The sequence below is a fragment of the Eubacterium aggregans genome (genome assembly GCF_900107815.1).
GTDB classification, from domain to species: Bacteria; Bacillota; Clostridia; order Eubacteriales; family Eubacteriaceae; genus Eubacterium_O; species Eubacterium_O aggregans.
In genome coordinates, this window is sequence record NZ_FNRK01000013.1 from 18,118 (window position 1) to 45,019 (window position 26,902).

27 protein-coding genes are annotated in these 26,902 nt (G+C 49.0%); 9 read left to right on the forward strand and 18 right to left on the reverse strand.

All coding sequences use genetic code 11. The annotated features are described in order from the left end of the window. Positions 1-7: 7 nt before the first annotated feature. From BLW33_RS08530 to BLW33_RS14125, 3 genes are all read right to left on the reverse strand, one after another. Positions 8-916 (reverse strand): ROK family protein, encoded by a 909-nt coding sequence (locus tag BLW33_RS08530; RefSeq protein WP_090307622.1) that lies wholly within the window; start codon positions 914-916, stop codon positions 8-10. Between the two features lie 78 nt (positions 917-994). Beyond that, positions 995-1,798 (reverse strand): DUF4405 domain-containing protein, encoded by an 804-nt coding sequence (locus BLW33_RS08535; RefSeq protein ID WP_090307624.1) that lies wholly within the window; start codon positions 1,796-1,798, stop codon positions 995-997. A gap of 114 nt (positions 1,799-1,912) precedes the next feature. Beyond that, positions 1,913-2,074 (reverse strand): hypothetical protein, encoded by a 162-nt coding sequence (locus BLW33_RS14125; RefSeq protein WP_176966677.1) that lies wholly within the window; start codon positions 2,072-2,074, stop codon positions 1,913-1,915. 130 nt (positions 2,075-2,204) lie between these two features. Between BLW33_RS14125 and BLW33_RS08540 the strand changes: the two genes are divergently transcribed. Beyond that, positions 2,205-3,203, forward strand: coding sequence for a YdcF family protein (locus tag BLW33_RS08540; RefSeq protein ID WP_090307627.1), 999 nt, complete (start codon positions 2,205-2,207; stop codon positions 3,201-3,203). Positions 3,204-3,246: 43 nt separating this feature from the next. Here BLW33_RS08540 and BLW33_RS08545 read toward each other — a convergent pair whose 3' ends face one another. The 13 genes from BLW33_RS08545 to ybaK form a co-directional block, all read right to left on the reverse strand. Further along, positions 3,247-4,116, reverse strand: a complete 870-nt coding sequence (locus BLW33_RS08545) for a class II fructose-bisphosphate aldolase (RefSeq protein ID WP_090307629.1) — start codon at positions 4,114-4,116, stop codon at positions 3,247-3,249. Positions 4,117-4,124: 8 nt separating this feature from the next. Then, positions 4,125-4,487, reverse strand: a complete 363-nt coding sequence (locus BLW33_RS08550) for a DUF1667 domain-containing protein (RefSeq protein WP_090307632.1) — start codon at positions 4,485-4,487, stop codon at positions 4,125-4,127. Between the two features lie 18 nt (positions 4,488-4,505). Next, a complete protein-coding gene (locus BLW33_RS08555) occupies positions 4,506-5,759 on the reverse strand; it encodes an NAD(P)/FAD-dependent oxidoreductase (protein WP_090307635.1) in 1,254 nt (417 codons plus the stop codon). Between the two features lie 22 nt (positions 5,760-5,781). After that, complete coding sequence (locus tag BLW33_RS08560; RefSeq protein WP_090307637.1) at positions 5,782-7,233, reverse strand: NAD(P)/FAD-dependent oxidoreductase; 1,452 nt, start codon at positions 7,231-7,233, stop codon at positions 5,782-5,784. Positions 7,234-7,425: 192 nt separating this feature from the next. Continuing rightward, the gene (locus BLW33_RS08565; RefSeq protein WP_090307640.1) at positions 7,426-8,181 is read right to left on the reverse strand and encodes an SDR family NAD(P)-dependent oxidoreductase; all 756 of its coding nucleotides are present in this window, start codon (positions 8,179-8,181) and stop codon (positions 7,426-7,428) included. 299 nt (positions 8,182-8,480) lie between these two features. Beyond that, positions 8,481-9,986, reverse strand: coding sequence for an FGGY-family carbohydrate kinase (locus tag BLW33_RS08570; RefSeq protein WP_090307642.1), 1,506 nt, complete (start codon positions 9,984-9,986; stop codon positions 8,481-8,483). A gap of 388 nt (positions 9,987-10,374) precedes the next feature. Further along, complete coding sequence (locus BLW33_RS08575) at positions 10,375-10,941, reverse strand: glycerol-3-phosphate responsive antiterminator (RefSeq protein ID WP_090307644.1); 567 nt, start codon at positions 10,939-10,941, stop codon at positions 10,375-10,377. A gap of 252 nt (positions 10,942-11,193) precedes the next feature. Then, a complete protein-coding gene (glpK, locus tag BLW33_RS08580; RefSeq protein WP_090307646.1) occupies positions 11,194-12,681 on the reverse strand; it encodes a glycerol kinase GlpK in 1,488 nt (495 codons plus the stop codon). Between the two features lie 343 nt (positions 12,682-13,024). Beyond that, the gene (locus BLW33_RS08585) at positions 13,025-13,618 is read right to left on the reverse strand and encodes a hypothetical protein (protein ID WP_090307648.1); all 594 of its coding nucleotides are present in this window, start codon (positions 13,616-13,618) and stop codon (positions 13,025-13,027) included. Then, complete coding sequence (locus BLW33_RS08590) at positions 13,611-14,153, reverse strand: potassium channel family protein (RefSeq protein WP_242911632.1); 543 nt, start codon at positions 14,151-14,153, stop codon at positions 13,611-13,613. Before BLW33_RS08590 ends, BLW33_RS08585 begins: the two co-directional genes overlap by 8 nt. Further along, entirely contained in the window at positions 14,111-14,353 is a 243-nt protein-coding gene (locus tag BLW33_RS14330; protein ID WP_242911633.1) for a hypothetical protein, read from the reverse strand. The genes BLW33_RS08590 and BLW33_RS14330 overlap by 43 nt, the downstream gene beginning before the upstream one ends. A 1-nt stretch (position 14,354) precedes the next feature. Further along, a complete protein-coding gene (locus BLW33_RS08595; RefSeq protein ID WP_090307651.1) occupies positions 14,355-15,512 on the reverse strand; it encodes a ligand-gated ion channel in 1,158 nt (385 codons plus the stop codon). 142 nt (positions 15,513-15,654) lie between these two features. Continuing rightward, the gene (gene ybaK, locus BLW33_RS08600; protein WP_090307653.1) at positions 15,655-16,146 is read right to left on the reverse strand and encodes a Cys-tRNA(Pro) deacylase; all 492 of its coding nucleotides are present in this window, start codon (positions 16,144-16,146) and stop codon (positions 15,655-15,657) included. Between the two features lie 125 nt (positions 16,147-16,271). Here ybaK and BLW33_RS08605 point away from each other — a divergent pair, with 125 nt between their 5' ends. Beyond that, positions 16,272-16,586, forward strand: a complete 315-nt coding sequence (locus tag BLW33_RS08605; RefSeq protein WP_090307655.1) for a YbjQ family protein — start codon at positions 16,272-16,274, stop codon at positions 16,584-16,586. 94 nt (positions 16,587-16,680) lie between these two features. Here the strand turns inward: BLW33_RS08605 and BLW33_RS08610 are convergent, their stop codons facing one another. Continuing rightward, positions 16,681-18,195 carry a PucR family transcriptional regulator gene (locus BLW33_RS08610; protein ID WP_090307657.1) on the reverse strand — a complete coding sequence of 505 codons (1,515 nt, stop codon included), beginning with the start codon at positions 18,193-18,195 and terminating at the stop codon, positions 16,681-16,683. Between the two features lie 209 nt (positions 18,196-18,404). Here BLW33_RS08610 and BLW33_RS08615 point away from each other — a divergent pair, with 209 nt between their 5' ends. The 3 genes from BLW33_RS08615 to BLW33_RS08625 are packed head-to-tail and all read left to right on the forward strand — an operon-like array spanning position 18,405 to position 22,037. Continuing rightward, a complete protein-coding gene (locus BLW33_RS08615) occupies positions 18,405-19,838 on the forward strand; it encodes an SLC13 family permease (RefSeq protein ID WP_090307659.1) in 1,434 nt (477 codons plus the stop codon). A 20-nt stretch (positions 19,839-19,858) separates the two neighbouring features. Next, positions 19,859-21,055 carry an MFS transporter gene (locus tag BLW33_RS08620; RefSeq protein ID WP_090307662.1) on the forward strand — a complete coding sequence of 399 codons (1,197 nt, stop codon included), beginning with the start codon at positions 19,859-19,861 and terminating at the stop codon, positions 21,053-21,055. Positions 21,056-21,068: 13 nt separating this feature from the next. Beyond that, the gene (locus BLW33_RS08625) at positions 21,069-22,037 is read left to right on the forward strand and encodes a uroporphyrinogen decarboxylase family protein (RefSeq protein WP_176966680.1); all 969 of its coding nucleotides are present in this window, start codon (positions 21,069-21,071) and stop codon (positions 22,035-22,037) included. A 109-nt stretch (positions 22,038-22,146) separates the two neighbouring features. Here BLW33_RS08625 and trxA read toward each other — a convergent pair whose 3' ends face one another. Then, a complete protein-coding gene (gene trxA / locus BLW33_RS08630) occupies positions 22,147-22,473 on the reverse strand; it encodes a thioredoxin (RefSeq protein WP_090307667.1) in 327 nt (108 codons plus the stop codon). A gap of 158 nt (positions 22,474-22,631) precedes the next feature. Here trxA and BLW33_RS08635 point away from each other — a divergent pair, with 158 nt between their 5' ends. From BLW33_RS08635 to BLW33_RS08650, 4 genes are read left to right on the forward strand one after another with little or no spacing between them, the layout of a single operon-like run. Further along, a complete protein-coding gene (locus tag BLW33_RS08635) occupies positions 22,632-24,059 on the forward strand; it encodes an aminotransferase class I/II-fold pyridoxal phosphate-dependent enzyme (RefSeq protein ID WP_090307670.1) in 1,428 nt (475 codons plus the stop codon). Positions 24,060-24,062: 3 nt separating this feature from the next. After that, the gene (locus BLW33_RS08640; protein WP_090307672.1) at positions 24,063-24,761 is read left to right on the forward strand and encodes a dTMP kinase; all 699 of its coding nucleotides are present in this window, start codon (positions 24,063-24,065) and stop codon (positions 24,759-24,761) included. Continuing rightward, positions 24,754-25,746 (forward strand): DNA polymerase III subunit delta', encoded by a 993-nt coding sequence (holB, locus tag BLW33_RS08645; RefSeq protein ID WP_176966681.1) that lies wholly within the window; start codon positions 24,754-24,756, stop codon positions 25,744-25,746. The genes BLW33_RS08640 and holB overlap by 8 nt, the downstream gene beginning before the upstream one ends. After that, positions 25,743-26,888, forward strand: coding sequence for a PSP1 domain-containing protein (locus BLW33_RS08650; protein ID WP_090307678.1), 1,146 nt, complete (start codon positions 25,743-25,745; stop codon positions 26,886-26,888). Before holB ends, BLW33_RS08650 begins: the two co-directional genes overlap by 4 nt. The last annotated feature ends 14 nt before the right edge of the window (positions 26,889-26,902 follow it).

The window sequence follows — 26,902 nt, forward strand, 5'->3', positions numbered from 1 at the left end:
GTTTTTTTTATGCCGATAATCCAGCCTTGGAAAAGGCAAGATAAGCGGCCCCTAAAAGGCCACTGTCTTCATTTAAGGTAGAAGGCACGATCTTGATGGTCGGGCGCAGCACCGGGAGGACTTTGGCCGCCACCCGTTTTTCAACATCGGATACAAAGCCAGGGGTTTTCATGGCAACGCTGCCCCCTAAAATGACGATCTCAGGATCCATCAGGGCATAGATGATGCCAATAAAATTGGCCAGATAATTTTTAGCATCCTCCATGATGCCGTGGGCGACGGTATTGCCCTGGGCGTCCAGGGCGGCTACCTCACCGGCGTGGGCCACGGTCAGGCCACAGGCCCGCGCCCGGTGGGTAATGGCTGTGCCGCTGGCAATGGCTTCAATGGCACCTGGTGGGAGAATGCCGGCAGCGGGTCCATCCTGCCAGAGGCAGGCAGCCGCCACTTCACCGCCGAAGCCATGGGCACCCTGATATATTTGCTTATCAATGACGAAGCCGGAGCCGATACCTGTGGAGATGGTGAGAAACTGGACATAGCGAAAAGCCTTTCCTTCACCCACCACTGCTTCTGCCAGACCAGCTAAATTAGCGTCGTTTTCCAGGGTGACGGGCAATCCTGTGGCCTGGGACAGCGTCTCCACTAAGGGGAAGCCAAACCAACTTTTGTCTAGATTCGGAGTGACGATGATGGTCCCAGCCCCAAGATCCAGGGGCCCGGGACAGGACATTCCAATGCCACAAATATCGAAGGGGGCCATTTCAGCCAGAACCCCTTCGATTTTTTTGATGGTAGCATGGGGATCAGAGACTACCGTTGGAAATTGAACCCGTTTTACCATCTCCATCCCATGATTCACCAGGGCGACCCGGGTATTGGTGCCGCCAATATCGATTCCGATTGCATAGTTCATTGCTTTCCTCCAGAGTGTTTCCTTTAGCATAACAATTTGCTTGGGGCGGTGCAATGCTTTCGCTTAATTTTATTGGAATTATGAATCACCGTAGAGACTTTGGTATTCCACTGTCGCCTCCTGGGCCTGGGCATCGCCCTTTCCGCATTGGGGACTGATAAGGGGGCAGTGCTTACTGCATCCGGTGCAGAATAAGCCGCTGAGGTAATCATTTAAGGTCACTGCCGGGGTTGCTTGCTCGACGGTGGGCGTAGGCGGCTCGGTGATTTCCTCCTTTTGGGACGTGGTGTTTTCGGGTAAAATAACGCTTGGATTTGGGACTGTCGCCACTTCGGTGGTGGTGCTGGCTCCGGCAAGGATGGGGCTGATCTGGTTATAAGCAAAGAATCCTAAAAGGATCAGGGCAAAGGCGGCGGTAACCACCTGGCGAACACCCTTGGTCTTCCAGTTTTGGCCAAGCTTGGAGAAAACGCCCACCAGGTATTTAGCATGAAGAAGTAAGTGAATGCCGATAATTCCCAGAATACCGTAGGTTGAGAATTTATGAATGGCAACCAGAAGGGGACGATTGCCCAGACCAGAGCCATTAAAGAGGATAATGGAAATAAAGATTCCAGTGATGATAATGACAAAGGTTAGGAAAACCAGGGCAGCATTGAGAAAAAACTTGAACTTTGTAGCCGTGGGTTTCTGAGTCAAGTGGCGCAGAACTCCGGCAATCCACTTTCGGTTCAGTAGGACATGAAGCAGTACAAGTCCCCCAAGGATAAGGCCAAAGATCTCGTGGTAAACCAGCCCTGTGGCCTGGGCGAAAACCATGGAAACAAAGAGAATTAACATGAGAATGTCGATAATAATTTTGATGACTATTTGACGTTTCATGGAGAATAACCTCACTTTTTCGTATTGTTTTAGAATGCTGTCATTCTAAAATAAAAATGTGTCTAAAGTGTGGCTTGAATTTGAAAAAACCATGAATTGCAGAAATAGTTGATTTTATTTTTCCTTTTGCATGGCCTCATATTTAAAATGAAGCAAGATATCATCCAACAGGCGCTCCAGGTATTCTGGTGTTTGATCTGCCTTGGGAAGCTTACGGTGAATGGTGGTGATGATGCTATCCATGGTACTGTAGTAGGCGTCGTTTGGTGTGTTCATAAAGGCCTCCTTAATAGTATGTGGACTTATGGTACCATGTCACCCTGGAAATGAAAAGGAGTTTTTCGAAAATAACAGTCAATGCGTATTTATGTTAAAATAAACGGGAAATGAAATAGGAGGAAAGTAAATGATTTTTTTAGTGTTGGGAATTTTTGATTTTATCATCATGGGATTGTCAGTGATTCGAGAACCGCGGCGCTTCCTCAATGTGATACTGCTTTTGGTGGGGGCGATTCTTGTTTTTCTGGGAATCGTCACCTTGACGGAAAATAATGGCACCATTCAATTTGTGCTCATGGTTATTGTCTTTATCATCACGCCCATTATTTTGGGGCTGATAGCCCTGTTGCTTATCTTCAATGGGGTGGTAATGCTGAGGCGCGAGGGCAGGAGTCTGCCAAACCTTCTTTCTCTATTAATGGGGATTGCGTTGCTTATTGGGTTGGGTGTCAGCTTTTGGGCCCTGGAATCCCTTTCCCATAATATTTATCTTTTGAATCTGTTGTGGCTTGGGGCTATCCTGATGGTGTATTTTACAACGGTGTTTATGGCTTATTTAATGTATTCTAGCTTATACATGTGTTTGCCCAAGGGGCTGGATTGTGATTATATCATTATCCACGGCTGTGGACTCATTGATGGAGAACGGATCTCCCCTTTGCTTCGTGGGCGGGCGGATAAGGCCCTGAAGGTATACCGGGCCGCAGGCGGCCGGGCCAAGCTGGTGCCCTCAGGGGGGAAGGGAAATGATGAGCAGGTTTCTGAGGCTCAGGCTATTAAGACTTATCTCTTGACCCAGGGGGTGCCAGAGGAGGATATCATTATCGAGGAGGCCTCGGCAACGACTTACGAGAATTTAAAGAATGTCCAGGAAATGCTGGACGGGGAGGGAACACCCCATAAATACATTTTTGTGACCAATAATTACCATGTGTTTCGCACCGGCCTGTTGGCGAAGTCTCTGGGAATGGATGCCCAGGGGGTGGGGTGTGTCACTGCCGCTTACTATTGGCCCAGTGCCTTTATCCGGGAGTACATTGCCATTATGGTTAAGTTTAAGTGGGTGACCATCGCCATTGTTTTGCTGTGGCTGGTTTTCGCTATTATTACGCTGCTGCCCTTTTAAAATGAAAAAAGGTCCCCCATTGGAGGACCTTTTTTTCATTTTATTATTCTAATCCGGCAAAAATACCAATGGCATGGGCTGCGTCGGCCTCCATGGCCAGTCGGGCAACCTCGCTCATTTCATCGTAGCGAATATTTTCCCGATCGGCATTTTCAGCCAGATATCGGCGCACTGCCTTTCCACCGGCAAGGCCCATGTAAGTAAAGTAATTCACCTTGGTGATCCCGCCGGCAATGGCCTTATGGAATTCTTCATCCGTCACTCCAGAACCACCGTGCATGACCAGGGGAATACCAATGGCATCCCGAATTAATGCGACACGGTCGACATCCAGAACGGGCTTCACATCGTACACGCCGTGGGCGGTGCCAAAGGCGATGGCCAGGGCATCGATGCCTGTTTCAGCGACAAAGGCGGCGGCTTCATCGGGCTTCGTATAGCAATCCTCTGGGGTGAGCGTGGCTTCAGTGGGATCGGGCTCCCCACCTCCTTCAGGACGGAGGACCCGCCCCAGTTCAGCTTCCACGGAGACCCCATAGGTGGCCGCTGTTTCTGCCGTTGCTTTACTCAAGGACACATTTTCGTCATAGGGGAGGGCAGAACCATCGAACATGACAGAGGTAAAGCCCAATTGCATGGCCCTTAGAAGATAACCAATATCTGAACCGTGATCCAGGTGAACACAAACGGGAACCGTTGCTTTCTTTGCCATTTCAACCATAATCGGTCCAATGATATCCAGGGGAGCAATGCTCTCATGGAGTTGGGCATGTTGGAGGATAACCGGTTGACCGAGGCCTTCTGCGGCGTCAAGTACTGCCCGAATACTGTCCAGATTGACGGTATTGAAGGCACCGACAGCGTATTTTTCCGCCATGGCTTTTTGGGAAATTTCTTTTAAAGTAACCAGCATAAAGAGACCTATCGAACCGTCTTGGCTGCGACGATATCTACACCACAATCAGCAACGTTTTCCAGGATAACGTCACCCAGGTTAACCCCATGATCAATACGGGTGCCGCGGATGATGGACATGGCATCCATCATTTTGCTGCGGAGCATGGGGGTTGCCGATTTAACGGGAACCTGTTTTGGGACGCCGTCTACTGTAACAATCACCGTACTGGTGAGCATCCGTTCCGGGGCTACCAGTTCTTTTTCGGCAAAGGGAATTCCCCGTTTACAGGTATTGCCCTCAATCTTTAAAACTTGCTCCCCTTCTACGGTGACCGTTAGGGCACAGCTATTGGGACAGGTGGTACAACACATTTTTATTTCCTTCATGACAACACTCCTCTCTGACTATGAGACAACGGTGACCACCAAAGGATCACACAACCCAGATAATTGTTCCTGCTTTAGCTTCACTTCTTCCATAATACTGGGGATGATATTCCGGTTACGCCGTTCCTCAAAGACGACAGTGTCACCACTGGTAATCCGTATATGGCCAGATTCCACCGGAGCACCCACCCGGAACTTCACGACGACTTCGGAGCAATCCTCGGGATATAGGGTAGAAGGCACTGTGTAGCGAACGGGCTTTTCAGCGGTAACCGCCAGGGAAGCGCCACTATGGGTCGCTTTGGTTTTGGCATAGGCCGCCGCATTGGCACCGGCTTCCAGGGCTTCGGCGGTGACATTGTCTACCAAGTCATGGACGTGAAGAACATTGCCGCAGGCAAAGATACCGGGGAGATTGGTGGAGAGGGTGTCGTCCACCAGGGGACCATTGGTTACAGGATTCAGGGAAACACCCGCACGTTTGCTCAATTCATTTTCGGGGATGAGCCCGATGGAGAGGAGCAGGGTATCGCAGGGAATGGTTCGTTCGGAGCCAGGGATAATGCGCATCTTATTGTCCACCTGGGCAACCTCTACAGATTCCACCCGATTCTTTCCATTGATCTTGGTGACCGTGGTGGAGAGATGGAGGGGAATCCCGAAGTCATCCAGACAGTTGATGATATTCCGATACAGGCCATTGGGGTAGGGCATGAGTTCGTAAACCCCTTCAACTTTGATGCCCTCAAGGGTCAGGCGGCGGGCCATAATGAGGCCGATATCTCCGGAACCGAGGATAACCACCCGATTACCGGGTTTTAAGTTCTCCATATTAACATAGCGTTGGGCGATTCCAGCGGTAAAGACACCAGCAGGGCGGGTCCCCGGAATTTTGATGGCACCTCGGGTCCGTTCCCGACAGCCCATGGCCAGGATGACCGCACCACCCTTAAAAATCATGGCGCCGGATTCATTAATGGCCATAACCTGGTGGTCCGGGCTAATGTCCAGTACCATGGTGTTCATAAAGCAGTCGATATCCGCGGCTTTGACCTTATCGATAAAGCGTTCGGCATATTCCGGACCGGTCAGCTCTTCCTTGAAATATTGCAGGCCAAAACCACTGTGGATACACTGGTTTAAGATTCCGCCCAGCTCATCATTTCGTTCGATGATGGCGACGGATGCACCTTTTTCCACGGCGGATAGGGCAGCGCCGAGGCCGGCGGGGCCACCACCGACGACGATGACGTCATATTCGTAAGTTTGCATTTTTTCCTCCTACTGCTCTAATCTACTTGATTTTGCCAAAAAGAACAGGTGATCCCTGATCTTCAAAAAGGACGGCTTCTTCTGGGATACCCAACTCCCGGGCCAGAATCTGCATGACCTTGTACTGGCAGAATCCGCTTTGACAGCGTCCCATACCCGCTCGGGTCCGGCGTTTAACCCCTTCCACGGTCTTTGCGCCAACGGTTTGATGGATGGCGGCGATGATTTCGCCCTCGGTGACAGTTTCGCAGCGGCAGACAATTCGGCCGTAGGCAGGGTTCTGGGCAATAACCTGATCCCGTTCCTCGGCGTTGAGTTCGCTGAAATCCACGGGTGCTTTGCGGTATTTGTTATAACCGGGGCGGTTTTTAATATCCAGACCTGCGTTAGCCAGCAAATCCCGGACGTATTCAGCGATGGCCGGTGAGGTGGCAGCACCTGGGGATTGGATTCCCGCGGCATGGATAAAGCCAGGGACCGTTTCAGATTCACAGATCCAGAAGTCATTGCCGTTATCCAGAGCGACAGGGCGCTGGCCCGCAAAGGTCCGGATGACGGTGCTGTCTACAAAATCTGGGAGGAGATGGTGGGCCCCTTCGATCAGTTCGGCAATCCCATGGGCATCATTGGTGGTGTCTTCTTTGTCCTCCCGCATGGTGGCAGTGGAGCCGATGAGGGTATTGCCACTGACGGTTGGGATCAAGGCGATTCCCTTGGTATCAGGACCGGGACAGGGAAACATGACGGTGTTAATGGGTGTGGGCAGCTCTTTATCTAAAACACAGATGTTGCCATGGCGGCCCTGGACCCTATATTCCTGGATACCGACGAGGGCAGCCACATCATCGGCATGGACCCCAGCGGCATCCACAATGTAACGTGTTCTGAAGGTGTCTGTGGGAGTGGTGATGGTAAAGCTGCCATCTTCCTCTTTGGTAATTCCGGTGACCTGCTGGCTGGTGAAGATTTCCACCCCGTTGTCGACGGCGTTTTCAGCAAAGGCAATGGCCACTTCGAAGGGATCGATCATGGTCGTGGTGTGGGCCAGTAAGGCACCCAGGGCGGCTTTGTTGATGTAGGGTTCCCGGTTCTGCAGCTGGGCGGCATTGATTTTTTCAATCTCGTGGACACCATTGGCTCGGCCATTTTCCAGAAGCTCGTCCACCTTTTTAAGATCGGCATCGGAATAGGCAACGACCAGGGTACCGGTGTGGCGAAGACCAAAATCCAGATCCTTGGCCAGCTGGGGGTACATCCGCGCCCCAACAGGGTTTAGCTTAGCCTTTAAGGTTCCGGGATGGGGGTCGTAGCCCGGGTGGACCACGCCGCCGTTGCCCTTTGTGGCACCGACACCGATGTCGACGCTGCGTTCCAGCAGTGCGACATCCAAATCGTATTTCGCCAATTCGTGGATGATCCCGGTTCCGGTGATCCCGCCACCAATGACGATGACATCATAGATTTTTTGATTCATACTGTTCTCCTTGTGAAGTGGTTAGTGTGTGTGTGCTATAAGGTGTGTAAGGTATACAAATCCGGTGAAAATCTTGAATCCTCCGAAGGAGGATTTTCACCGGATTTGCATTAGCTTCGTTACCGTGCCCAATTCGCTTACGCTCATTGATCTGGACACTACCAATTCTGTTTCACAGAATTGGACTCAGCGTCACCGCATTAGCATGCCGCCAGTAGCATCAATAGTGGTACCAGTGAGGTAGGATGCGGGGCCCGAGGCCATGAAGACGACGATGTTGGCGACTTCTTCGGGTTTGGCGACATGGCCGATGGGGATGCGGCTTTCATAATAGCCGGGGCGTTTTTTAATGCCCTCCCGAATCATGTCCGTTTCCACCACACCCAGAGCGACGCCGTTGACGGTGATGCCTTTAGGTGAAAGCTCCCTGGCCATGGAAATGGTCATAGCCGTCATGGCTGCCTTACTGGCAGCGTAGTGAGCATGACCGGTGGTGGAGCCGTGGAAGGCGGCCTGGGAGTTGATGTTGATAATCTTTCCCGGTCGCTCTGCCGCCAGATTGGCCCTGGCGAAAAATTGGGAGGTCAGGAAGGCCCCGGTGAGGTTGACATCCAGGGTATGCTGCCAATCGGCGAGGGTAATATCCTGACACCAGCCTTGGGGGAAGATTCCCGCGTTGTTGATGAGGATATCCATGCCCCCTAGGGCGGCTTCGGCCTTCTCCATGAAAGCCAGGGTATCCTCGGCGTTACCTAAATTTACGGGAATGGGATAAGCAGCAACCCCCATTGCCCGGGCTTCTTTGGCAACCGCCTCAATGCCCTCTGGCCGGGTGGCCCCCAGGGCCACATCGGCTCCCTCGGCGGCCAGGCCCAGGGCGATGGCCCGGCCCACCCCCCGGGAAGCTCCAGTGATAATGGCTTTTTTGCCTTTGAGTTGTAAATCCATAAGGTGTCCTTTCTGTGGTAACATACCCTGTCCGAATCCGCAAGCAGACGGAGCAAAAGCATATGTCCATCCCTCCGGCGCTAGGCCTGCTCGCTAACGCTTATAGGACAGGCCCCTATGACTTTGACTATCGCTTACGCTCTGTCCCTAAAGGAACACAGATCCATCGGATTTTCTGAATTTCCTTTGGAAAAAATCCGCTGAATCTGCGAACCGTAGGACGCGGGGCCTACTCGCTAACGCTCGTATGACAGACCCCTATGGTTTTGACTATCGCTTGCGCTCTGTCAAAACCAGTCCTACTGGTCCCACTGATCCCAGCATTGGTCTAATGCTTCGATGACTTTTTTGTAGCGGGCGTATTTTTTGTCGTAGATGGCGAATTTGTCAGGGTTGGGTTTGGCGGTGTACATGATATCGACCATGGATTCCGAGGCGGCTTCGAAGGAGTCGAAAACACCGGTGGCGATACCGGCACTGATAGCGGAGCCTAAGGCACCCAGCTCCTGACTTCTGGCGACTTCGATGGGCACCTGGAGGATGTCGGCGAACATCTGAACCCAGATTTCCGATTTGGCTACCCCGCCTGCCATGCGGATGACGCTGGGGGCCTTGCGATATTTCAGCAGCTTTTCGATGTGGTATTTGTGGCAAAAGACGATGCCTTCATACACGGCACGGAGCATATTGCCCCGGGTATGCCAGGATTGAAGGCCGATGAAACTGCCTTTGGCATTGATGTTGACGTTGCTGCCGAAAAGGAAGGGGAGGAACACCAAGCCACAATCCTTGTCCCCAATTTTTTCCACAGAGCTGTTGGAGAAATCGTAAATATCCCGGTCCCCTAAATTGACATCCTTGAGGATTTCCGTGAGGAACCATTCGAGATTGCTGGCGGAGGTTGGGCTGCCTTCGAGAATCATCCAGTAGCCCGGCATGGTGTAGATGGAGGTCATAAACAGGTCCTTGTCCACCACAGGGGTTTTGCTGATATACTCGTTAATGCTCCAGGTTCCGGCGACCACACACATGGCATCTTCGTCGGTGATCCCCACCGCCATAGCCGAGGCATGGATGTCCATGCTGCCCCCAGCCACTGGGGTGCCAGCCTTTAACCCGGTGAGGGCGGCCACCTCTTCGGTGATGTGTCCGCAGATTTCACCGGAGTATTTCAGGGGTGGCAGCTTGTCGTAAATGGAGTCCAGCCCCATCTCCGCCAGCAGATCCTTGTCGTAGCACACATCCCGGACGTTCATCAGGCTGGAACCGGAGTAGTCGGTGATTTCTCCATAGGCCTCTCCGGTGAGCTTAAAACGAATGTAGTCCTTGCACATGAAAATCCACCGGGTATCCTCAATGATTTCGGGTTTGTATTTCATGAACCAGCGGAGGATGGTGGTGGGCTGCCCTTCCCAGCAGGACTGCATGGTCCGGGGCAGGATGCGCTCGAAGGTGCCGTCAGTATTCCAGGCGATGGCGAATTCTTTCCCCCGGGAATCCGTCGAAATGATGCCGTTGTAGGCCTGGGTGCCATCTTCCTTAACCAGGTAAATCCCGTTGCCATGGCCAGTGGCGGCAATGCCGATGACCTCTTCGCCGGAAATACCGGATTGCTCCAGTACAGCTCGGATGGCGCCGACATTAGCCGCCCACATTTCTTCGCAATTGCGTTCGGTGAAGCCAGGTTCAGGCTGAAGCAGTGCTGTTTTTCGGCTGCACACGGCAATTTCCTTACCGGATAAATCGTACAATGCTGCTTTGCTCATGGTGCCGCCATTGTCTAAACCAATCAGATATTGTGCCATAATCTTACCCCCGTTTTTATTTTACAAAAAGCTAAAAGTCCTGTTTAACAAACCCAAGCTGCATTGCAGACTTGCGCTTATTAAACAGGACTCACCAAAAACCATCCGTGTTTCACCCGTCACACTTCGGGTGTGTATTTTGTTTTTCTTGCTTTTATCCTAGCACGGGAACCACTGCCCTGTCAAGAATGAAAACACGACAGGATTTTGAAAATGGATGAAAAATTGGGGATAAAATCAACCGCGATAGAGGAGCACAAGTTCGACGGGGTTTCTGATTTTGTCTGAGGAAAAAACCCGTTTCACTTGCGAACCATCGGGTACCGCAGGCTATTCGCTTACGCTCATAGACAGCCTGCTATGCCTTTGAACTGCGCCTTCGGCTTGTTCAAAGGCAACTGCGATGGCTCCAGTATTTTTTTTTGCTGATGGTCAGGCCTTCAAAACCGGCTTTTCGGAGGGCATCAATTTCTTTGGTGCTGTGGATAAAGCCGCCAGCTAACAGGGGCATATCGGTGACCTTGCGCAGATCAGGCAGGATTTCCTGGGCGACGGCGGCGGGTAGAATTTCGGCGGCATCGGTTTTGACAGAGCGCAGAAGGCGCAGACTAGTGTCATAAGCTCTGGAATCGCCGATGAGAAAACGCTGGATGGTGGTTAAGCCGACCCGTTTGGCAATACCAAGCTTGGCACTATCGGTGGACATGACGCCGTCGACCTTGAAATAATTTTTGAGAAGCTTAATGCCAGCCTGATCCCGGCCAAAGCCGCCTAACAGCTCCATGTTGATCCAGGCTTTTTTGCCAGCTTGATGAACTTTGTGGACAAGGGCTGGCAGATTGGCGATGTCAGCATCGGTGAGAAGGATGATACGTCGGTCGCTGTCCAGGGCATCGGCTAAATCCCCTAAACGCCGTATGGATGGTATGATCTGGAATGTGTCGAAATCGTTCATGATGTCCCTCCCTTTTGGTGTCATGATATCATGGGAGCGAGGTGGTGTCAAAGAGAGGGAGCGTGTGGGGAGTAATGGGCACGCGTTGCATGGCTGAGAGGGGGGGACGCCATGCTGGCTTGTTCCGTTCGCTGCGCTCTCTTCACTCGCCGTGGGCTGCGCCCTATATAAATTTTTACAAAAAAACACCTGCATTCAAGCAAGCTTGATGCAGGCGCCTTTTTATAAAAAATTATGCATGGCTGTTAGTTTTCACGAGAGCCAGTCCTTGGATTTTTCAACGGCTTTGAGCCATTGACTGTATAGTGCTTCCCGGGTTTCGGCGTCCATTTGTGGGGTGAAGACGCGATCGGCTTCCCAGAGCCCTTTCAGTTCTTCTTGGCTTTTCCAAATACCACAGCCCAGACCGGCGAGGTAGCAGGCGCCTAAAGCGGTGGTCTCGATATCTTTGGGACGAATGACGTTACAGTTGAGAATATCAGCCTGGAATTGCATGAGCCAGTCATTTTGAGAGGCCCCGCCGTCAACTTTCAGTTCTTTGAGCTCGACGCCGGAGTTGGCGGCCATGTCTTCCAGGAGATCCCGGGTTTGATAAGCCATGGATTCCAATGCGGCCCGGGCCATCTGTTCTTTGGTGGTAGCAGCGGTGACGCCAATGATCATTCCCCGGGCATCCATGTTGTAATGGGGGGCCCCTAAGCCAGTAAAGGCCGGGACGAAGAAGAGTCCGCCGTTGTCATCCAGGCTGGCGGCCATGGCTTCGGTGTCGGCAGCGTTTTCGACGATGTTCATTTTGTCCCGCAGCCATTGGACGACCTGTCCGGCAATAAGGATGGACGCACCCATGGAGTATTTGACATCGCCATCGATCCCCCAGGCGACTGTCATGAGGCCCGTTTTGGTCCGTGGGGCTTTGTCCCCAGTGAACATCAGCGGTACAGCGCTGGTTCCGTAGGTATTCTTGGCGGTTCCTTCTTCGAAGCAGACCTGACCAAAGAGAGCGGCGGATTGATCCCCGGCAATCCCGGTAATTGGGATTTCAGCTCCGAACCATTCCGGATCGGTAACCCCGAAGGTTCCCACAGAATTTTGCACCTTGGGGAAGAGGGTGTGGGGAAGATCTAAAAGATCTAAGAGCACATCATCCCATTCCAGGGTGTAGGGATTAAAGACCAGGGTCCGGGCAGCGTTGGAATAATCGGTGGCGTGGACCTTCCCTTTGGTGAGATTCCACAGCAGCCAGGTGTCGATGGTGCCGAAGAGTAAGTCGCCATTGCTGGCTTTTTCCATAGCGGCTGGAACATTTTCCAGGACCCAGCGAATTTTTGTACCAGAGTAGGTTGGATCTAAAACCAGACCGGTGCGTTCGTTGAAGATATCCGCACAGCCTTCAGAGCGGAGTCGATTGACAATGTCTGTAGTTCGGCGACAACCCCAAACGATGGAGTTATGGACAGGGATACCGGTGTTTTTATCCCAAAGCGTTGTCGTTTCACGTTGGTTGGTAATCCCAATGGCTGTAATGTCTTTCCCCTCAAGACCAGCTTTGCGGATGGCGTTACGGGCGGTGCGCAGCGTCACATCCCATACGGTCATGCCGTTTTGTTCCCACCACCCAGATTGTGGGAAAAATTGTTCGTATTCCTCATAATCAATTGCAATGGACTTTCCTTGTTCGTTATAGACAATCCCCCTGGAACCGGTGGTTCCCTGGTCCATAACTAAAATATACTTTGCCATAATATGATCCTCCTCAAAAGAAATTGATGATTTGAGGCAAATTTTATATGCTTTTTGTGGAATTGTAAACAATTATTTTTTCGAGGTATTTTTAAAAAAACCTTAAACCGTTGATTTTACGGGTCTTTTGGGCACATTAAATTTTTTTAAAAAAATGAGAACACAATCCTTTGTCATCCTGGTTTATTGATGGGGGTGACATCATGTTTGAGTGGGGAAACTCAAAAAACCGCATTGAAATGCGTCGCTGTCAATATAAACAAAATGGGAAATCAGATGTGAAATTGTCCGCTTTATACGGACGAGAAACGCCAGATCGATTGACCCGGCGTTTTTTGAGATTTTATAATTTTTCCGATGAAAGGGGGTTATCAGAAATATCAATGGGGGATTTTAGTCCCTTTGGCAAACAATAGAAAAATACCGGGAGAAGAAGGCCGGTGGCAATGCTGTCCATGATCTTGACAATGCATGTTCCAAAGATACTGCTGAGAATGTCCGGCCACCCCCATTCGATGGCCTGATTATAAAAAATCATGGCCCAATGGCTACCGACCACCCCTTTGTTAACCCAGAGCATTAGGATGTTGACAATGATACAGTTACTCAGAATCATCAGGCCGATTACCATGGGGAGGCGTGTCCAATCAATACGACCGTTGCGCCTGAGACCAATGCCGGCAATAACGGCAACAGCCGCACTAACAGCATAAAAAAGCATATCCTGGTTATTGCCGCTTGTAATGGCTAAATAAAAATTATTGATGAGACCGACAATCAGTCCAGCCGTGGGCTCCAGAACCACTGCAGCAAAAACGGTGCCGGAGGTATCCAGCCAGAGGGGAAGCTGGAAATAATGACAGAAGGCATAGAGTGCTTCATTCATGACAACACCCAGGGCCATTACAATGAGATAACGACATTTAGTGTTAATCATCTTTCGACTCCTTTTCCTTCTGTTCGGCTTTTTCCCGATCCTCATTAAACACGTTCATAAACCCCGCAGTTACAATACCAGCGGGCATGGCAATGACGGCAATACCGAACAGAGATGAAACCATGCTGATGAATTTACCAACAATGCTTACAGGGTATATATCGCCATAGCCAACGGTTGTCAGGGCGGTGGTGGCCCAATACAAGGCGTCAAAGAAGTGGTTGAACGTATCCGGCTCATAATTAAACATCACCAGCGCCGATAAAAAAATGTAGGCCAGTGCGATGATGAGAACGTAGCCCAGGGTCTCTTTTTCGGCTTTAAAGACACGGGCAATATACTGGAAGGTTTTGGAATACCGAAGAACCTTAAAAATTCGAAAGAGCCTTAGAATCATGAGGCTTTGGGGAAGCAGGCTCAGAGAAGGCAAAATCGAGATAATATCCAGAATCGCAAAGATGGTGAAGGGATAGCGGACAAAGGCACGCCATCCTAGTTTTCCAGTGGTATAATCAGCAGTAATCCATCGGAACACATAATCGCAAATAAAATATAGACCGTCACTGTATCGATGAGGGATAAAACCGGGGTCATGGCCTTGAACATCATGGGGACAATGCTTAAAAAGGCCACGATCATGATGAAGATGTCATAAAGTCGGCTGAGATAGTCATCTCCGGCTCCCCGGTGGATGATGGTAAAGATGCGTCTGCGCATAAAGGATTGTGTTTCCATGCTACCACCAAATATAAGCGAAGAAGGGAAGCAGGAAATTACCAATGATGGTAAAGGCGGTTAACGTAATGAGCATAGCCCGGCCATAATACCCGGCAAATTCATAGGTCTCATATTTATTGCGAACCCGGTTAATATTAATAATGGCGATGGCTCCGGCTAAAAGGATCGCAATACCAAAGAAATTGACGAACTCTAAAAGGCCCGTATCAATGGCTTCGGGCAGTAGATTAGCGCCAACCATGATATTGGTAACTGTCCCAAAAAGAGCTGCTGGAATCATGGCCAAGGGATCGACGCGGTGGTAAGTACAAATAAATAGGGTAATCAAAACCCAGGTAATGGTTCCCACCAGCGCAATGAAACACCGGATATAGGTACCAAAACTGGCTCGGTTCACCATGACGGCAGTTAAAAACTCAGAGTTAATGATATCACCATCCTTGGAAGGGTCCCCATGGTCGCTTTCGTATTGGTAGGCCGTAACAGCCGTATCGTGGTTCATGACATTATAACCCGAAATATCAATATTATCGGAGATCGTGCTCTCGCCGCCTTTGGAGGTATCGGCCACATAAACCATCCGAGTCACCGGATAGCTGCTTTCAATGTAAGTGTACATCTGGTGGGATGAAAGAGGAAATCGTGTCGTATCAAAGGTGCGGTTGACGGTGACGGTGGTGCGAACCAGCTGGTAATGCTCTTCGCCAACAACCTCGTCTTTAACGACATCCAACTTATCGTAGCTGCCTTTATAAATTCGAAAATGATTCATTGGATCGAGCGCATCATCACCATTCCAGCGGAACCAGATCCACAAATACATTTTGAAGCTGCTGTCTTTAATAGAAAGTGACGGAATATTACCGACAAAGGTCCCAACGGAAACCGGGGTAGCATTGGAAGCGGTGGCCCGTTTTTCGACCTCGGCCATTAGGACAGGATCACTTGAAAGATGCTTTTCCCAGGTAGTGGTTTGGTTAGAACGATTTTGATTCAAAAAGGTACATGTTACAATAAGATACAGGGTGAAAATGGTGATAATTAAACCCAGAGAAACCCACAGGCGCTTTTTCTGATAAGGTTCTAAATCTTTGTAATGAATTTTAATGGGAGATCTTTTTTCCCGGTTACTAAAGTGAAATTTCCTGACTTCCACTGGCTATTCCTCCTGCTCCATTTTGTCATCCCTGGAAGGATTGACCTTAATGATACCTTAATCCAGAGAGGGGGTCAATCGGGGTGTGATTACGAGAATGGACCAGTTTTTCGCAAAAAAATGCAAAAATAGCAGGACGGAATTATTGGGTTAATGCGATAAAAGAAGCTCCGGACAAATGGGCTAAATCCTGGGGTGAAAGTCCGACCTGGGTGCCAACTTTCCCGGCAGATACATATATCATGGATAGATTTTGGGCGGTGGCATCGATAAAGGTGGGGAAGGCCTTCTTCATCCCGATGGGGGAGCAACCACCGTGGATGTAACCCGTGGTGGACAATAAAATTTTTTGGGGAATCATGGCGATGGATTTCTCCCCGGCGGCTTTGGCCCCTTGCTTTAAGGCAAGCTCGGTGCCAACAGGAATGACAAAGACGCAGAAATTGCCGGAATGCCCTTGACAGACTAGGGTTTTATAAACGGTGGCGGGGTCTTGACCGATTTTCTTTGCCACGGACAGACCATCCAGGGCACCGTCGTCCACTGTGTAAAAATTACTTTCATAGGCAACGTGGGCCTGGTCCAATAGGCGCATGACATTGGTTTTATCGTGGTGTGTTTTTTTCTTTGACATGGGAGACCTCCTTGGTAATCTTAAAATAGGATAGCACGTTTTTGAGACTTGATGCAAGGAATGAATGGTAGGGATACGAAGAATATGCTATACGGTCTAAAATATCAGTAAGGAGGAAGATGGTAATGTTAATGGTAACAAAAAATGAAATTACAGGTAAAAAATGTCAGGAAATCGGCCTGGTCCTTGGAAATACGGTTCAAACCGTGCATTTAGGGAAGGACTTTATGGCTGGCCTGAAAACCTTGGTTGGGGGTGAGGTAAAGGGCTACAATGAAATGATGACCAATGCCCGGGAGCTGGCTACCCAGCGGATGATTAAAGAAGCTGAGGCTCTGGGGGCAGATGCCATTGTGGGGGTACGGTACTCCTCCGATGCCGTCATGGAAAATGCCGCGGAAATTTTGGCCTATGGGACAGCGGTGAAGTTTGTAGAATAGTAAAAGCAATTTATGAAAAGTACTGGCGCTCTTTTATTGAGTACCAGTACTTTTTTTATACAATCTGTGTATTTATCGGGATTATTGCACATCGTCATCCAATCAATAAATCGCAGCAATTGATAATATAAAGAGAGAAGAGAATATAGTGCCTTATATGGGTACTGTATTGGTTAATATCGACTATTTTGAAAATTTTTTCCAATCGATTGAGCAAGGTGTTTCGATGGATAAACAACGCTTTGGATGTTTGAAGCGCATTCCTGTCGTTGCATAGATAGACAAAAAGAGTATGGATATAATCCGTTCCGTTTTTCTGGCCAGATTCATATAAGCGGAGAACACCATCATGACAGATTTCCGGCATTGATCGTTTTTCGAGTAAAATCGCAATCAGGCTATACAAACCATAGTCATCATTCAAGTATACTTTGGTATTAGTTTTCATATCTTGACCAATAGAGAGGATAAGCTTTGTTTGTTCATAATATGCCGCCATCGTATTTAATGGATGGAATTCCTTGCTGATCGCAGCATGGAAACCATAGCGCGCTGCATAGTGGCGGACATTTTCCCGGAGTTTATATTTATTGACAGAGTGGCAAATCGCAATAAGATATTCTTCATAATCAAAGACCTTGCAAGCGAGTTGTGGGTCGGATTCCAGATGACTTGATAAGAAACGTCTCTCGATGGGAGAGCCGTTTTTTTGTTTAATAATAATTAAAATAAAATCATCGTTGATCTTCCAGTTGAAATATCGGAGTTGCTCCGAAATCGAATTTGAGTCCTTTAGTTCTCCTTTTAGGATATCCCGAAAAAAGCACTCATGGAAGGTTCCGAGTGATGAAAGAGTATCCGGGTGGGAATCAAGATAGGCCGGAAGCATCTGTCCCAAGGCTTCCACAATATCCATATGGCGCTGTTTGGGCTTTGAATAGATGCTGATAATGAAGATATGTGCCTGAAGTATTTTATGGGAGAAGATATTTTTGCAGGTATAGGGTAAGTTAAAGCAGGTATCTGGAGTGGTAAAGGCCCGGGTTTGTCTATTGAGGATTTCGAGTTCGCCACTTTCGGTGAGTTGGTCAATAATATACATGGGCATATAGCCATGGTTAATCTGATATCGCCAGATGGAGCTGATACTTTCCATGAGAGTCGGAGTTGTATAGCCTAGCATTTTCAGGCTGGGATCGGTCAGATAAACGGTGTCCGGTGTCACTAGCCGACAGAGGTTAAGGATATCGGTCAGGGTATGCTTTTTCGCAATGGAATCCAGTATGGACATCTCCCATTTTTGGAAGCGTCGGAATAAGGCAGAAATTGTACTAAATACCTCGATTAGATTATAAATAGTGGGGACAAAAATGACATTCTGGGACAGTACGTCCCTTTTGGTGTCAAATAATACAAGGGCGGCGTGATCCTGCTGCTGGTTAGGATAGTCCCCATTAACATCGACATAGAGCACATTTTCCAGCAGTTTTTTATTGGTCCGCCGATAAAGATCCACAGCTTCTAAAGATTGGACATTGCTGTCCCGAAAGGTTACACCAGGATAATGCCCTAAGAGCTCTTCCCAAATGGTTTTTAAAGATAGTCGCATTAGAATACTCCCTTAAATCCGTCGTTTAAAGTCCATTAAGGTTTACCCGTTAATGATAATACGAATAGGGGATGGAGTTCAAGCGAAAAATGATTCGGTCTTTAAATGTACAAAATTGTACATATTAATTTTTTGAAAGTGTGTATATTTGTCATTAGCAAGAACAGATTATTTTTGTAATATAGGGCATGTGAGGTGATCCCGTGGAGATGTGGAAAAAGTATTGGATTTATATCGTGGCATTGTTCTTGTTTTTCTTGGTTAATTTATTTTTGCCGGCAAAGAATGGCTTGACCCAGACAGGGGTTCAAGTATTGGCAGTTCTGATTCCAACCCTTGTGCTTTGGTTGTTTAACAGTACAGATTGGCCGAGCCTGTTGGCCCTGGGTGGCCTCATCATGACGCAATGCTTAACACCGACTGAGGTGTTCCAACAATCCATAGGTCATCCGATTATTATGACGATCATCGTCTGTATGGCTCTTAATGCTTGTCTCATGGAGACCGGTGTTATCCATAAAATTGCTTTTTGGTTTATAACCCGAAGTTTTATTCGGGGACGTCCCTATGCATTTTGGGGTATGTTTCTGGCATCCTATTTGATTCTGGGGATTTTCATGGAAACGCTGTCTCTGACAGTGATTTATATTTCCATTGCAACAGCCATACTTTCATCCCTGGGGTTTAAGAAAGGCGATTCTTTCTACACTGCGATGATGTTAAGCATTCTGTGGGGAAATGCGGTGGCAACGGCGGCATCTCCGATCAGTCATGCTCTTCCGATGATACTTATGGCACAAATGGAAAACACTATGGGTATTGCCATATCCTATGGAAAATGGTTGAGTATCGGCATTCCCTATTTGATTATGATGTACTTTGTTGCGATGTTTATTTTAAAGTACGTCTGGAAGCCTGATGCCAAAAAATTCTTAAACTATGATCTAGATGCGGTTAAGGGGAAGGCAAAACCCCTGGATGCCAACGGCAAAATTGCAGGGAGCCTCTTCATTCTACTGATTATTGCATGGGTGTTTCCGGAAATGGGCAGCTCCTTGGCTCCGGCACTTTGCGCTTATATGAAAGCCATTGGAACCTGCGTTCCGGCAATTGTAGTGGTATCGGCTTTATGCCTGATTCGGGTAAAGGATAGACCGATTGCAAGGTTTAAAGAGATAACCCGGAATATCCCCATTGGGATATTGATTTTCACCGGGACGGTAACAGTATTTGGAAATGTGATTAACTTGGAATCTACTGGCATCAGTCGTTGGCTCAATAGTGTGCTGATGCCCCTTGCATCAGGGATGAGTCCTTTTTTATTGATTGGCATTCTGCTCTTTGGAGTACTGGTCTTTACCAATTTTCTTTCCAATACGGTGGCGATGCTTTTGTTCTTCAATATCGCTCTGTCCCTGTTGGGCAATACCGGTGTTAATCTGGTGGCATTTTCTCTGTTGATTGGTGTGGTTTCGTGCTTTGGTGTTTTGACCCCATCGGCTTCGGTGCCTTCACCGTTGTTTTTTGGTCCAGGATATATTACGGTTAAGGACACCGCTATCTATAATCTGGTATTTATCTTCTTAAATCTGGGTGCTTCGTTATTCATTCTTTGGCCGTTATTTCAGCGGATTGTAATATAAAAAAATTGGAGGACGGATTAATGGAACAAAAGAATTCTAGGAAATGGTTATTGCTTATTCTGTTATTGGCTGCTTTTTCGGTGACTTTTATGACGCGGTTTGTCTGGTCACCCCTTAATTCAACGGTATCCGAAGCTTTGGGACTGTCTAAGATAGCATCGGGGTCCTTTATGTCGGCCTTTTTTATTGGGTATGTCATCACCCAGATTCCCGGGGGGATGCTGGCGGATAAGTTTGGTGTTAAATATGTTATTTCTGTGGGGGTGCTGCTGACGGGTCTTGCGTCCATCGGAATGTCCTTTATGGCGGGCTATGCCCAGGGCATGATTTTTCGGATCATCACAGGGTTGGGAGCGGGTGTGGTCATGGCCTGCTGCAGTAAGGTAATCAGCGAAAATTTTGAACAGAAGGACAGAGGGATTGCCTTTGGAATACTCCTTATCGGGCCGACGGTGGGATTGACCCTGGCGAATCAAATTGGGGCGGCCGTCTTAACGGCTTACGGTTGGCAGACCGCTTTCCGGGTTGTGGGCTATATCGCTATCGCTGTCGCTGTGATTCTTTTCATATTCATCAAAAATACCAAGGCAGAGACCCCTGGTGAAAAGGTAACGCTGCTAACGGGCATAAAATATGTACTGTCGACAAGGAATCTAATTTTCCTCTGTCTGGCGGGATTCCTCTATATGTTTTTAAATCTCGGGGTATCAACCTGGGCTAACGCCTATCTCGGAAGCATCGGCTACGATACGGCCCAGGCGGCGGGGATTATGAGTATTTACAGTATTGGGGGTATCTTAGGATCCTTACTGACGGGGGTAATCGTCAAAAAAACCAATATTAGTGTGAAATACTACTTAATCGGTGTTTATCTGTTGATTGCAGCGGTAACCCTTATTTTTGGCTTCCAAACACAACTAATGGTCTTAAAAGTCGCTGGATTTGTCTACGGTTTTGCCAGCTATTTGCCAAACGCCCATCTCAATGCCCTTACCTTGAAATTTGCACCGGAGCATTTGTCCGGCTCTGTGATGGGTGTACAAAATTGTGTTTTCCAGTTGGCGTCGATTTTATCCCCCATGATCGTGGGGTGGAGTGTCGATCTCACCGGAACGTTCAGAACCTGTTGGTTCACCTTGGCAGCGATGCCGGTTATCGGTCTAATTTTCCTGTTTAAGATGAAAGAATCTGCAGAATCACCACTTAATCATGATTAGGAGGAAAAATAAAATGTTAAGTAAAAAAGAAAATATATTGAAATTATATCAACAGGGTATTTCAGACTATCTCCCCATTATGGGGCAAGGGATTATTAATAATACCCCTATCAATGGCTTCAGGGAACGACCAGAGACAGGGAAAAGCGGCCTGGACTGGTTTGGTGTTCACTGGTCATGGGCGGAAGGTGAACCGGCACCTATGCCTGGTCCCGATTTTATTCTTTCTGATATTTCGGATTGGAGAGAAATTGTAGAATTTCCGGATTTGGACCAATGGAACTGGGTTAGGGCAGCAGAAATAGATCGTATTTCTGAATTTGATTATCGTAATAATCTGCTATATCAGATGATTCACAATGGTATTTTTGAAAGGCTACACACACTCATGGGCTTTGAAGATGCGCTATGTTCTCTTTTGACTGATCCTGATGAGGTCAGGGCTTACGCTGATGCGATGGTTGAATATAAATGTGCCCTCATTGATAAAATAGCCGAGTATTATAGGCCGGATATCATTTGCTACCATGATGACTGGGGAACACAAAGGGGTCTTTTCTTTTCCCCTGATACATGGCGGGATTTAATTAAAGAGCCGACAAAGCGCATTATCGATCATGTGCATAGTAAGGGGATATTATTTGAATTACACAGTGATGGCGATATACACACGCTGATTCCTGAAATTGTTGAAGACCTTGGTGTGGACAGCCTGAATATTATGAAACTCAATAATATTCCAAACTTAAAGAAGATAACAGGCAATCGAGTTGTTTATAATGTCTTTATCGATACGCCGACTTTAGATGTTTTAGATGCCAGTGGAAAATTGACGGAAGAATTGCTCAGGGAAAATATTCGTGAAGAGTTTAAAACCCTTGGTCAGGGGGGCGGTTATATTCCGTCAATGCTTTTGGTTCGACCAGAATGGCAGCCAATCATCTTAGATGAGTATGAAAAATGTAAGGATACCATATTTTAGGTAAGCAGAGTATTCGCCTGATATTAATGTTTTAAAATAAAAGAAAAAGGACGTCTCCTCAAAAGGGAAGACGTCCTTTTTAAATGTGTGTGAATTAAAAACAAGGGCTTTATGCCAGCTCGTTCAGCTGATCCAGATAGGCCTGTTTATCCCGGGTCCCCACGAAACGCTGGACCTCTTCGCCATTCTTTAAGAAAATGCAGGTCGGAATACTCATTACCCGGAACTGCTGGGCCAGCTGGGTATTTTCATCCACATTTAATTTACAAATCCGTACAGAAGCATCCACTTCTGTGGCAATTTCATCGATAATGGGGAGCAGCGCCTTACAGGGACCACACCATTCTGCCCAAAAGTCGATCATGACCGGACCGTCTGTGTAGCCCATGGCCTCTGTTTCAAAATTGTTCTGATTGAGTGTTATGATATTTGTCATTTCAAACTTCCTTTCGATTTGGATATCCCATAGTATACCATGATTTCAGAAATAAAAAAAGAGAGGGTCAGGCCAAATTCTAATTGAGAAGGCTTTAGGACTTTAGGAAAAGGAATCATGCTCTTTAGGAAGAAAAAGAAGTATGCTATAATTAAAAAATGGATAAATTGACATTTTTAAACCAGATTGACACCATGACCGGACCGTCAATCCGGCGTTTTTATATGCCCGGGCACAAAGGTCGGGGGTTGTCTGAAATTGTACTTCCGAAGATGGATATCACAGAGGTAGAGGGAGCGGATAACCTCCATCACCCCCAGGGAGTGATTGCGGCCCTTCAGGAAAGAATGGTGGCGGACTACAAAACCCGGGCATCCTGGCCTCTGGTGGGGGGATCGACCCTGGGGATTCAGGCCGCGCTCTTGGCCCTGGCCCAGGAAGGCGATAAGATTCTGGTCCCCACCAATGCCCATCGGTCCGTCTACGGTGGGCTGGCCCTAGCCCGGGCGGAGGGCATTTATCTGCCGCCGGCGATGGATCGCTCCTGGGGTTTGGCCACCCATGTGTCCCTTGAGATTCTGGATCAGGCCCTGGCACGGCATCCTGAAGCGGTGGGCATGGTTCTGACCAATCCCACTTACTACGGAACCACCAGTGATGTGGCGGCCATTGCCGAACGCCTTCATCAGAAGGGGAAGTGGCTGCTGGTGGATGAGGCCCACGGTGCCCATCTGGCGTATTGCCGTACCTTACCCGAGGATGCCCTGTCTGCCGGTGCGGATATGGTGGTGCAAAGTGCCCATAAAACCCTGGCCGCCTATACCCAAACGGGAATGCTCCATCTGGGAACGGATCGTGTGGACCCAGAGCGGGTACAGCGGATTTTGGGGATACTAGAGACCTCAAGCCCCAGCTACCCCTTGATGTTAAGCATTGAAGGGGCGCTGGGTCAGGCCCAGATATCCGGCGGAAGGATGATGGAAGACATTGCCGCGGCCTGGGATCGGGCGGTCCTTACCTTTGATGCCGAGGATAATATTCGGCTGTACACCCCCGATAATGGGTATCCTTACGACAAGAGCAAGTGGCTCTTTACGGTTGTCGACGGCAGTGGCCATGCCCTGGAAAAAGACCTTCGGGAGAAATATGGCATCTGGCTGGAATTTGCCACGGCCCATACCCTGTTGGCCTACACGGGGATGGGGACCACTCGGGAGGATTTAGGCGCCCTCTTAGAAGCCATTGGGGCGATGAATCGGAAAGTATCCCAGGACCCTCAGGACCATAGTGCAAGGCCCTCATCCGAAGCGTCGGGGCTGTGGGCGGTGGATCACCCCCTGGTGGTGCCCTTATGGCAGGCCATGCTGGGACAGACGGAGTGGGTCCCTTTAGAACAGGGAGCACACCGGATATCCGGGGATTTTATTACCCCCTATCCACCGGGAATTCCAGTGGTTTTGCCCGGGGAAAGAATGACCCCGGAAATGGTGGGGAAAATTCAGAAAGCCCTAGACCAGGGGGAAGAGATGATGGGGATTGGCCTGAAAGACCGGGTCGCAGTATTATGTGAAAAGGAAACGGATTAGACCATGGATACAAAAGGAAAACTTATTGTAATTGAAGGTGTGGATGGCAGCGGGAAGGAGACCCAGACCGGGGAATTGTATGCCCATCTGTGGTCCGATGGAAGGCGGCCCATGCAGGTTTCCTATCCACGGTATCACAGGGATTCCTCAGCTATGGTGCGAAAGTATCTGGCGGGTGAATTCGGGACGGATCCCGGGGATGTTAGCCCCTATGTAGCCTCCACCTTTTACGCGGCAGACCGCTATGCCTCTTATAAAGAGGATCTGGAAGATTTCCTCGGGGCCGGGGGAATTGTACTGGCGGATCGCTACACCACCTCCAACATGGTCCATCAGGCGGGGAAGCTATCAGACCCTAAAGAGCGTCGGGCTTTTTTAAAGTGGCTGACGGATTATGAATTTGGTCTCCTGGGACTGCCGGTGCCGGACGCCATTTTCTTTCTGGATATTCCACCGGAGGTTTCCGCAATGCTCATGGCCGGGCGGGCCAATAAAATAACCGGGGAGGCTAAGAAGGATATCCATGAGGCCCATCCGGAGTACCTCAGACAGTCCTACGCCAATGCCCGGGAGCTGGCGGTGGACTACGGCTGGCGGATGATCAACTGTATTGAAGGGGATAAGCTGCGCAGCATTGAGGATATTCATCAAGAAATCTACGGACAGGTAAAGGCTCTGTTGGCGGAGGATGACCGTGTTTGATCAAATTATCGGGGAAGAGCGAATCAAAGAAATTCTGGGAAATACCATTCGCAAGGACCAGGTCAGCCACGCCTACCTCTTTACCGGACCCAAGGGTATGGGCAAGCAAACCCTGGCCCTGGCCTTTGCCGCAGCCTTAAAATGTACGGCACCCCTGGAAAATAGGCCCTGTGGGACCTGTTTGGCTTGTCGGGAGATGGCCCATGGCAACATGGGGGATTTTATCCGCATTGCTCCGGAGGAGGGCCAGCGGAGCATTAAAATCAGGCAGGTGCGGGATCTCATCGCCGCTATTTCCGCCAAGACCTTTGATGGCAGTCTTCGGATCTGCCTCATTACCCATGCGGAAACCATGACCACCGAGGCCCAGAATGCCCTGCTGAAGTCTTTAGAAGAGCCGGAGCCCGGAAATGTGTTTCTTATCACCGCGGAAAACGGGGAGCGGATTCTGCCGACCCTGCGTTCCCGGTGCCAGGTTTTACCCCTTGAGCCCCTCAGTGATGGGGAAATTCAGACCCTCCTTAAATCCCGGGGATACCCCCTGGGCAATGGGGAGATGAGCCGGTTATTAGCGGAGTGTGGGGGAATTCCAGGGAAGGCCCTGGCCCATGTGGAAAATGCCGATGAAGAAGCCATAAAAAAAGAAGCGTTTTCTGTGATTTGTGATATACTAAAGGGAAATCCCATGCCCCTGTTTGGCTTTTCCGAAAAGCTGGGTAAAAGCAAGTCAGACAGTGCCATCGTGCTGGATGAGCTCATTCTCGCCTTTAGTACATCGCTCCGGGCAGAGATGGGCGGTGTGGGGAGTGCCGGTGGGGGACCATGGCTTAGCCAGACCACCCCTTTGTTAAAACCAGGGGCAGCCCAAGGAATATTGGCGATTTTATTTGAACTGGCCAAAAACCTGCAGTACAATATTAACCTTCGCCTCCAATGGGAGAGCACCCTGCTGAAAATATATGAGTTACAGGAGAAAAACAGATGACGAAAAAGGTTGTCGGAATCCGGTTTAAAAGGGCCGGAAAGATATACTATTTCGATCCCCTGGATTTGAAATTGTCCCAATACGACCATGTGGTGGTGGAGACGGTCCAGGGGGTGGAATATGGCGAGGTGGCCCTGCCTCCCAGAGAAATTGATGAGGCCATGTTCTCAAATCCAGTCAAACCCGTGGTTCGGAAAGCGACTCCCCGGGATGACGAGGATTATGCCATGTTAAAGGACAAAGAAAAACAGGCCAGGTCTGTTTTTGAGGAAAAGGTTAAATTCCATAAGCTGGATATGAAGCTGATTAACGTGGAGTACACCTTTGATAAAAAGAAGGCGATTTTTTACTTTACCGCAGAAGGCCGGGTGGATTTCAGAAGCCTGGTCAAGGATTTGGCGGCGGTATTCCGGGTGCGCATCGAGCTGCGCCAAATCGGGGTACGGGACGAAGCAAAGATCTTCAATACCCTTGGAGTCTGTGGGCGTAACACCTGCTGCTCCCAATGGCTGGGGGATTTTACCCCGGTATCCATTAAGATGGCCAAGGAACAGAATATGTCCCTGAACTCTACCAAGATTTCGGGAATCTGTGGCCGGTTGTTATGCTGTTTGACCTACGAGCATGATTTTTATAAGAATGTCACCAAGAAAATGCCCAAGGTGGGGCAGATGGTGGAGACCCCTGATGGTGTCGGCCAGGTCTTTCGCCTGGGGGTCCTCCAGGAGAGCGTCTTAGTCCGGATGCAGGTGGGGAACGATGACACAGAAATTCGAACCTACGCCATGGATGATGTGACAAAATCCGACGCCCCAAGACCCACCTATCATCAGAATTCCCGTAAGGGGGATCGCCCATCAAAGCCGGATCGTTCCCGGGAAGAAAAACCCGGTGAGGATAAGGAAAAAAACCAGGGCGAAGGAAGCCGCAAGGAATCCGGAAGTGGTAATGGGAATGCCGGTGGCGGCAATAACCGAAAGCCCAGACCCCAGGGAAACAAACGGGGAAATTCTGGAAATTCCGGCAAAAACAAGAACAACACCGGCGGGAAAAATAACAACAATAATCGGCGGCGGAAAAATCGAAATAATAGCGAAAAGCCCGGCGGGAAAACCCCGGAAGGGTCAGACAAAAAAGAATAATTGTAAGGGCCATC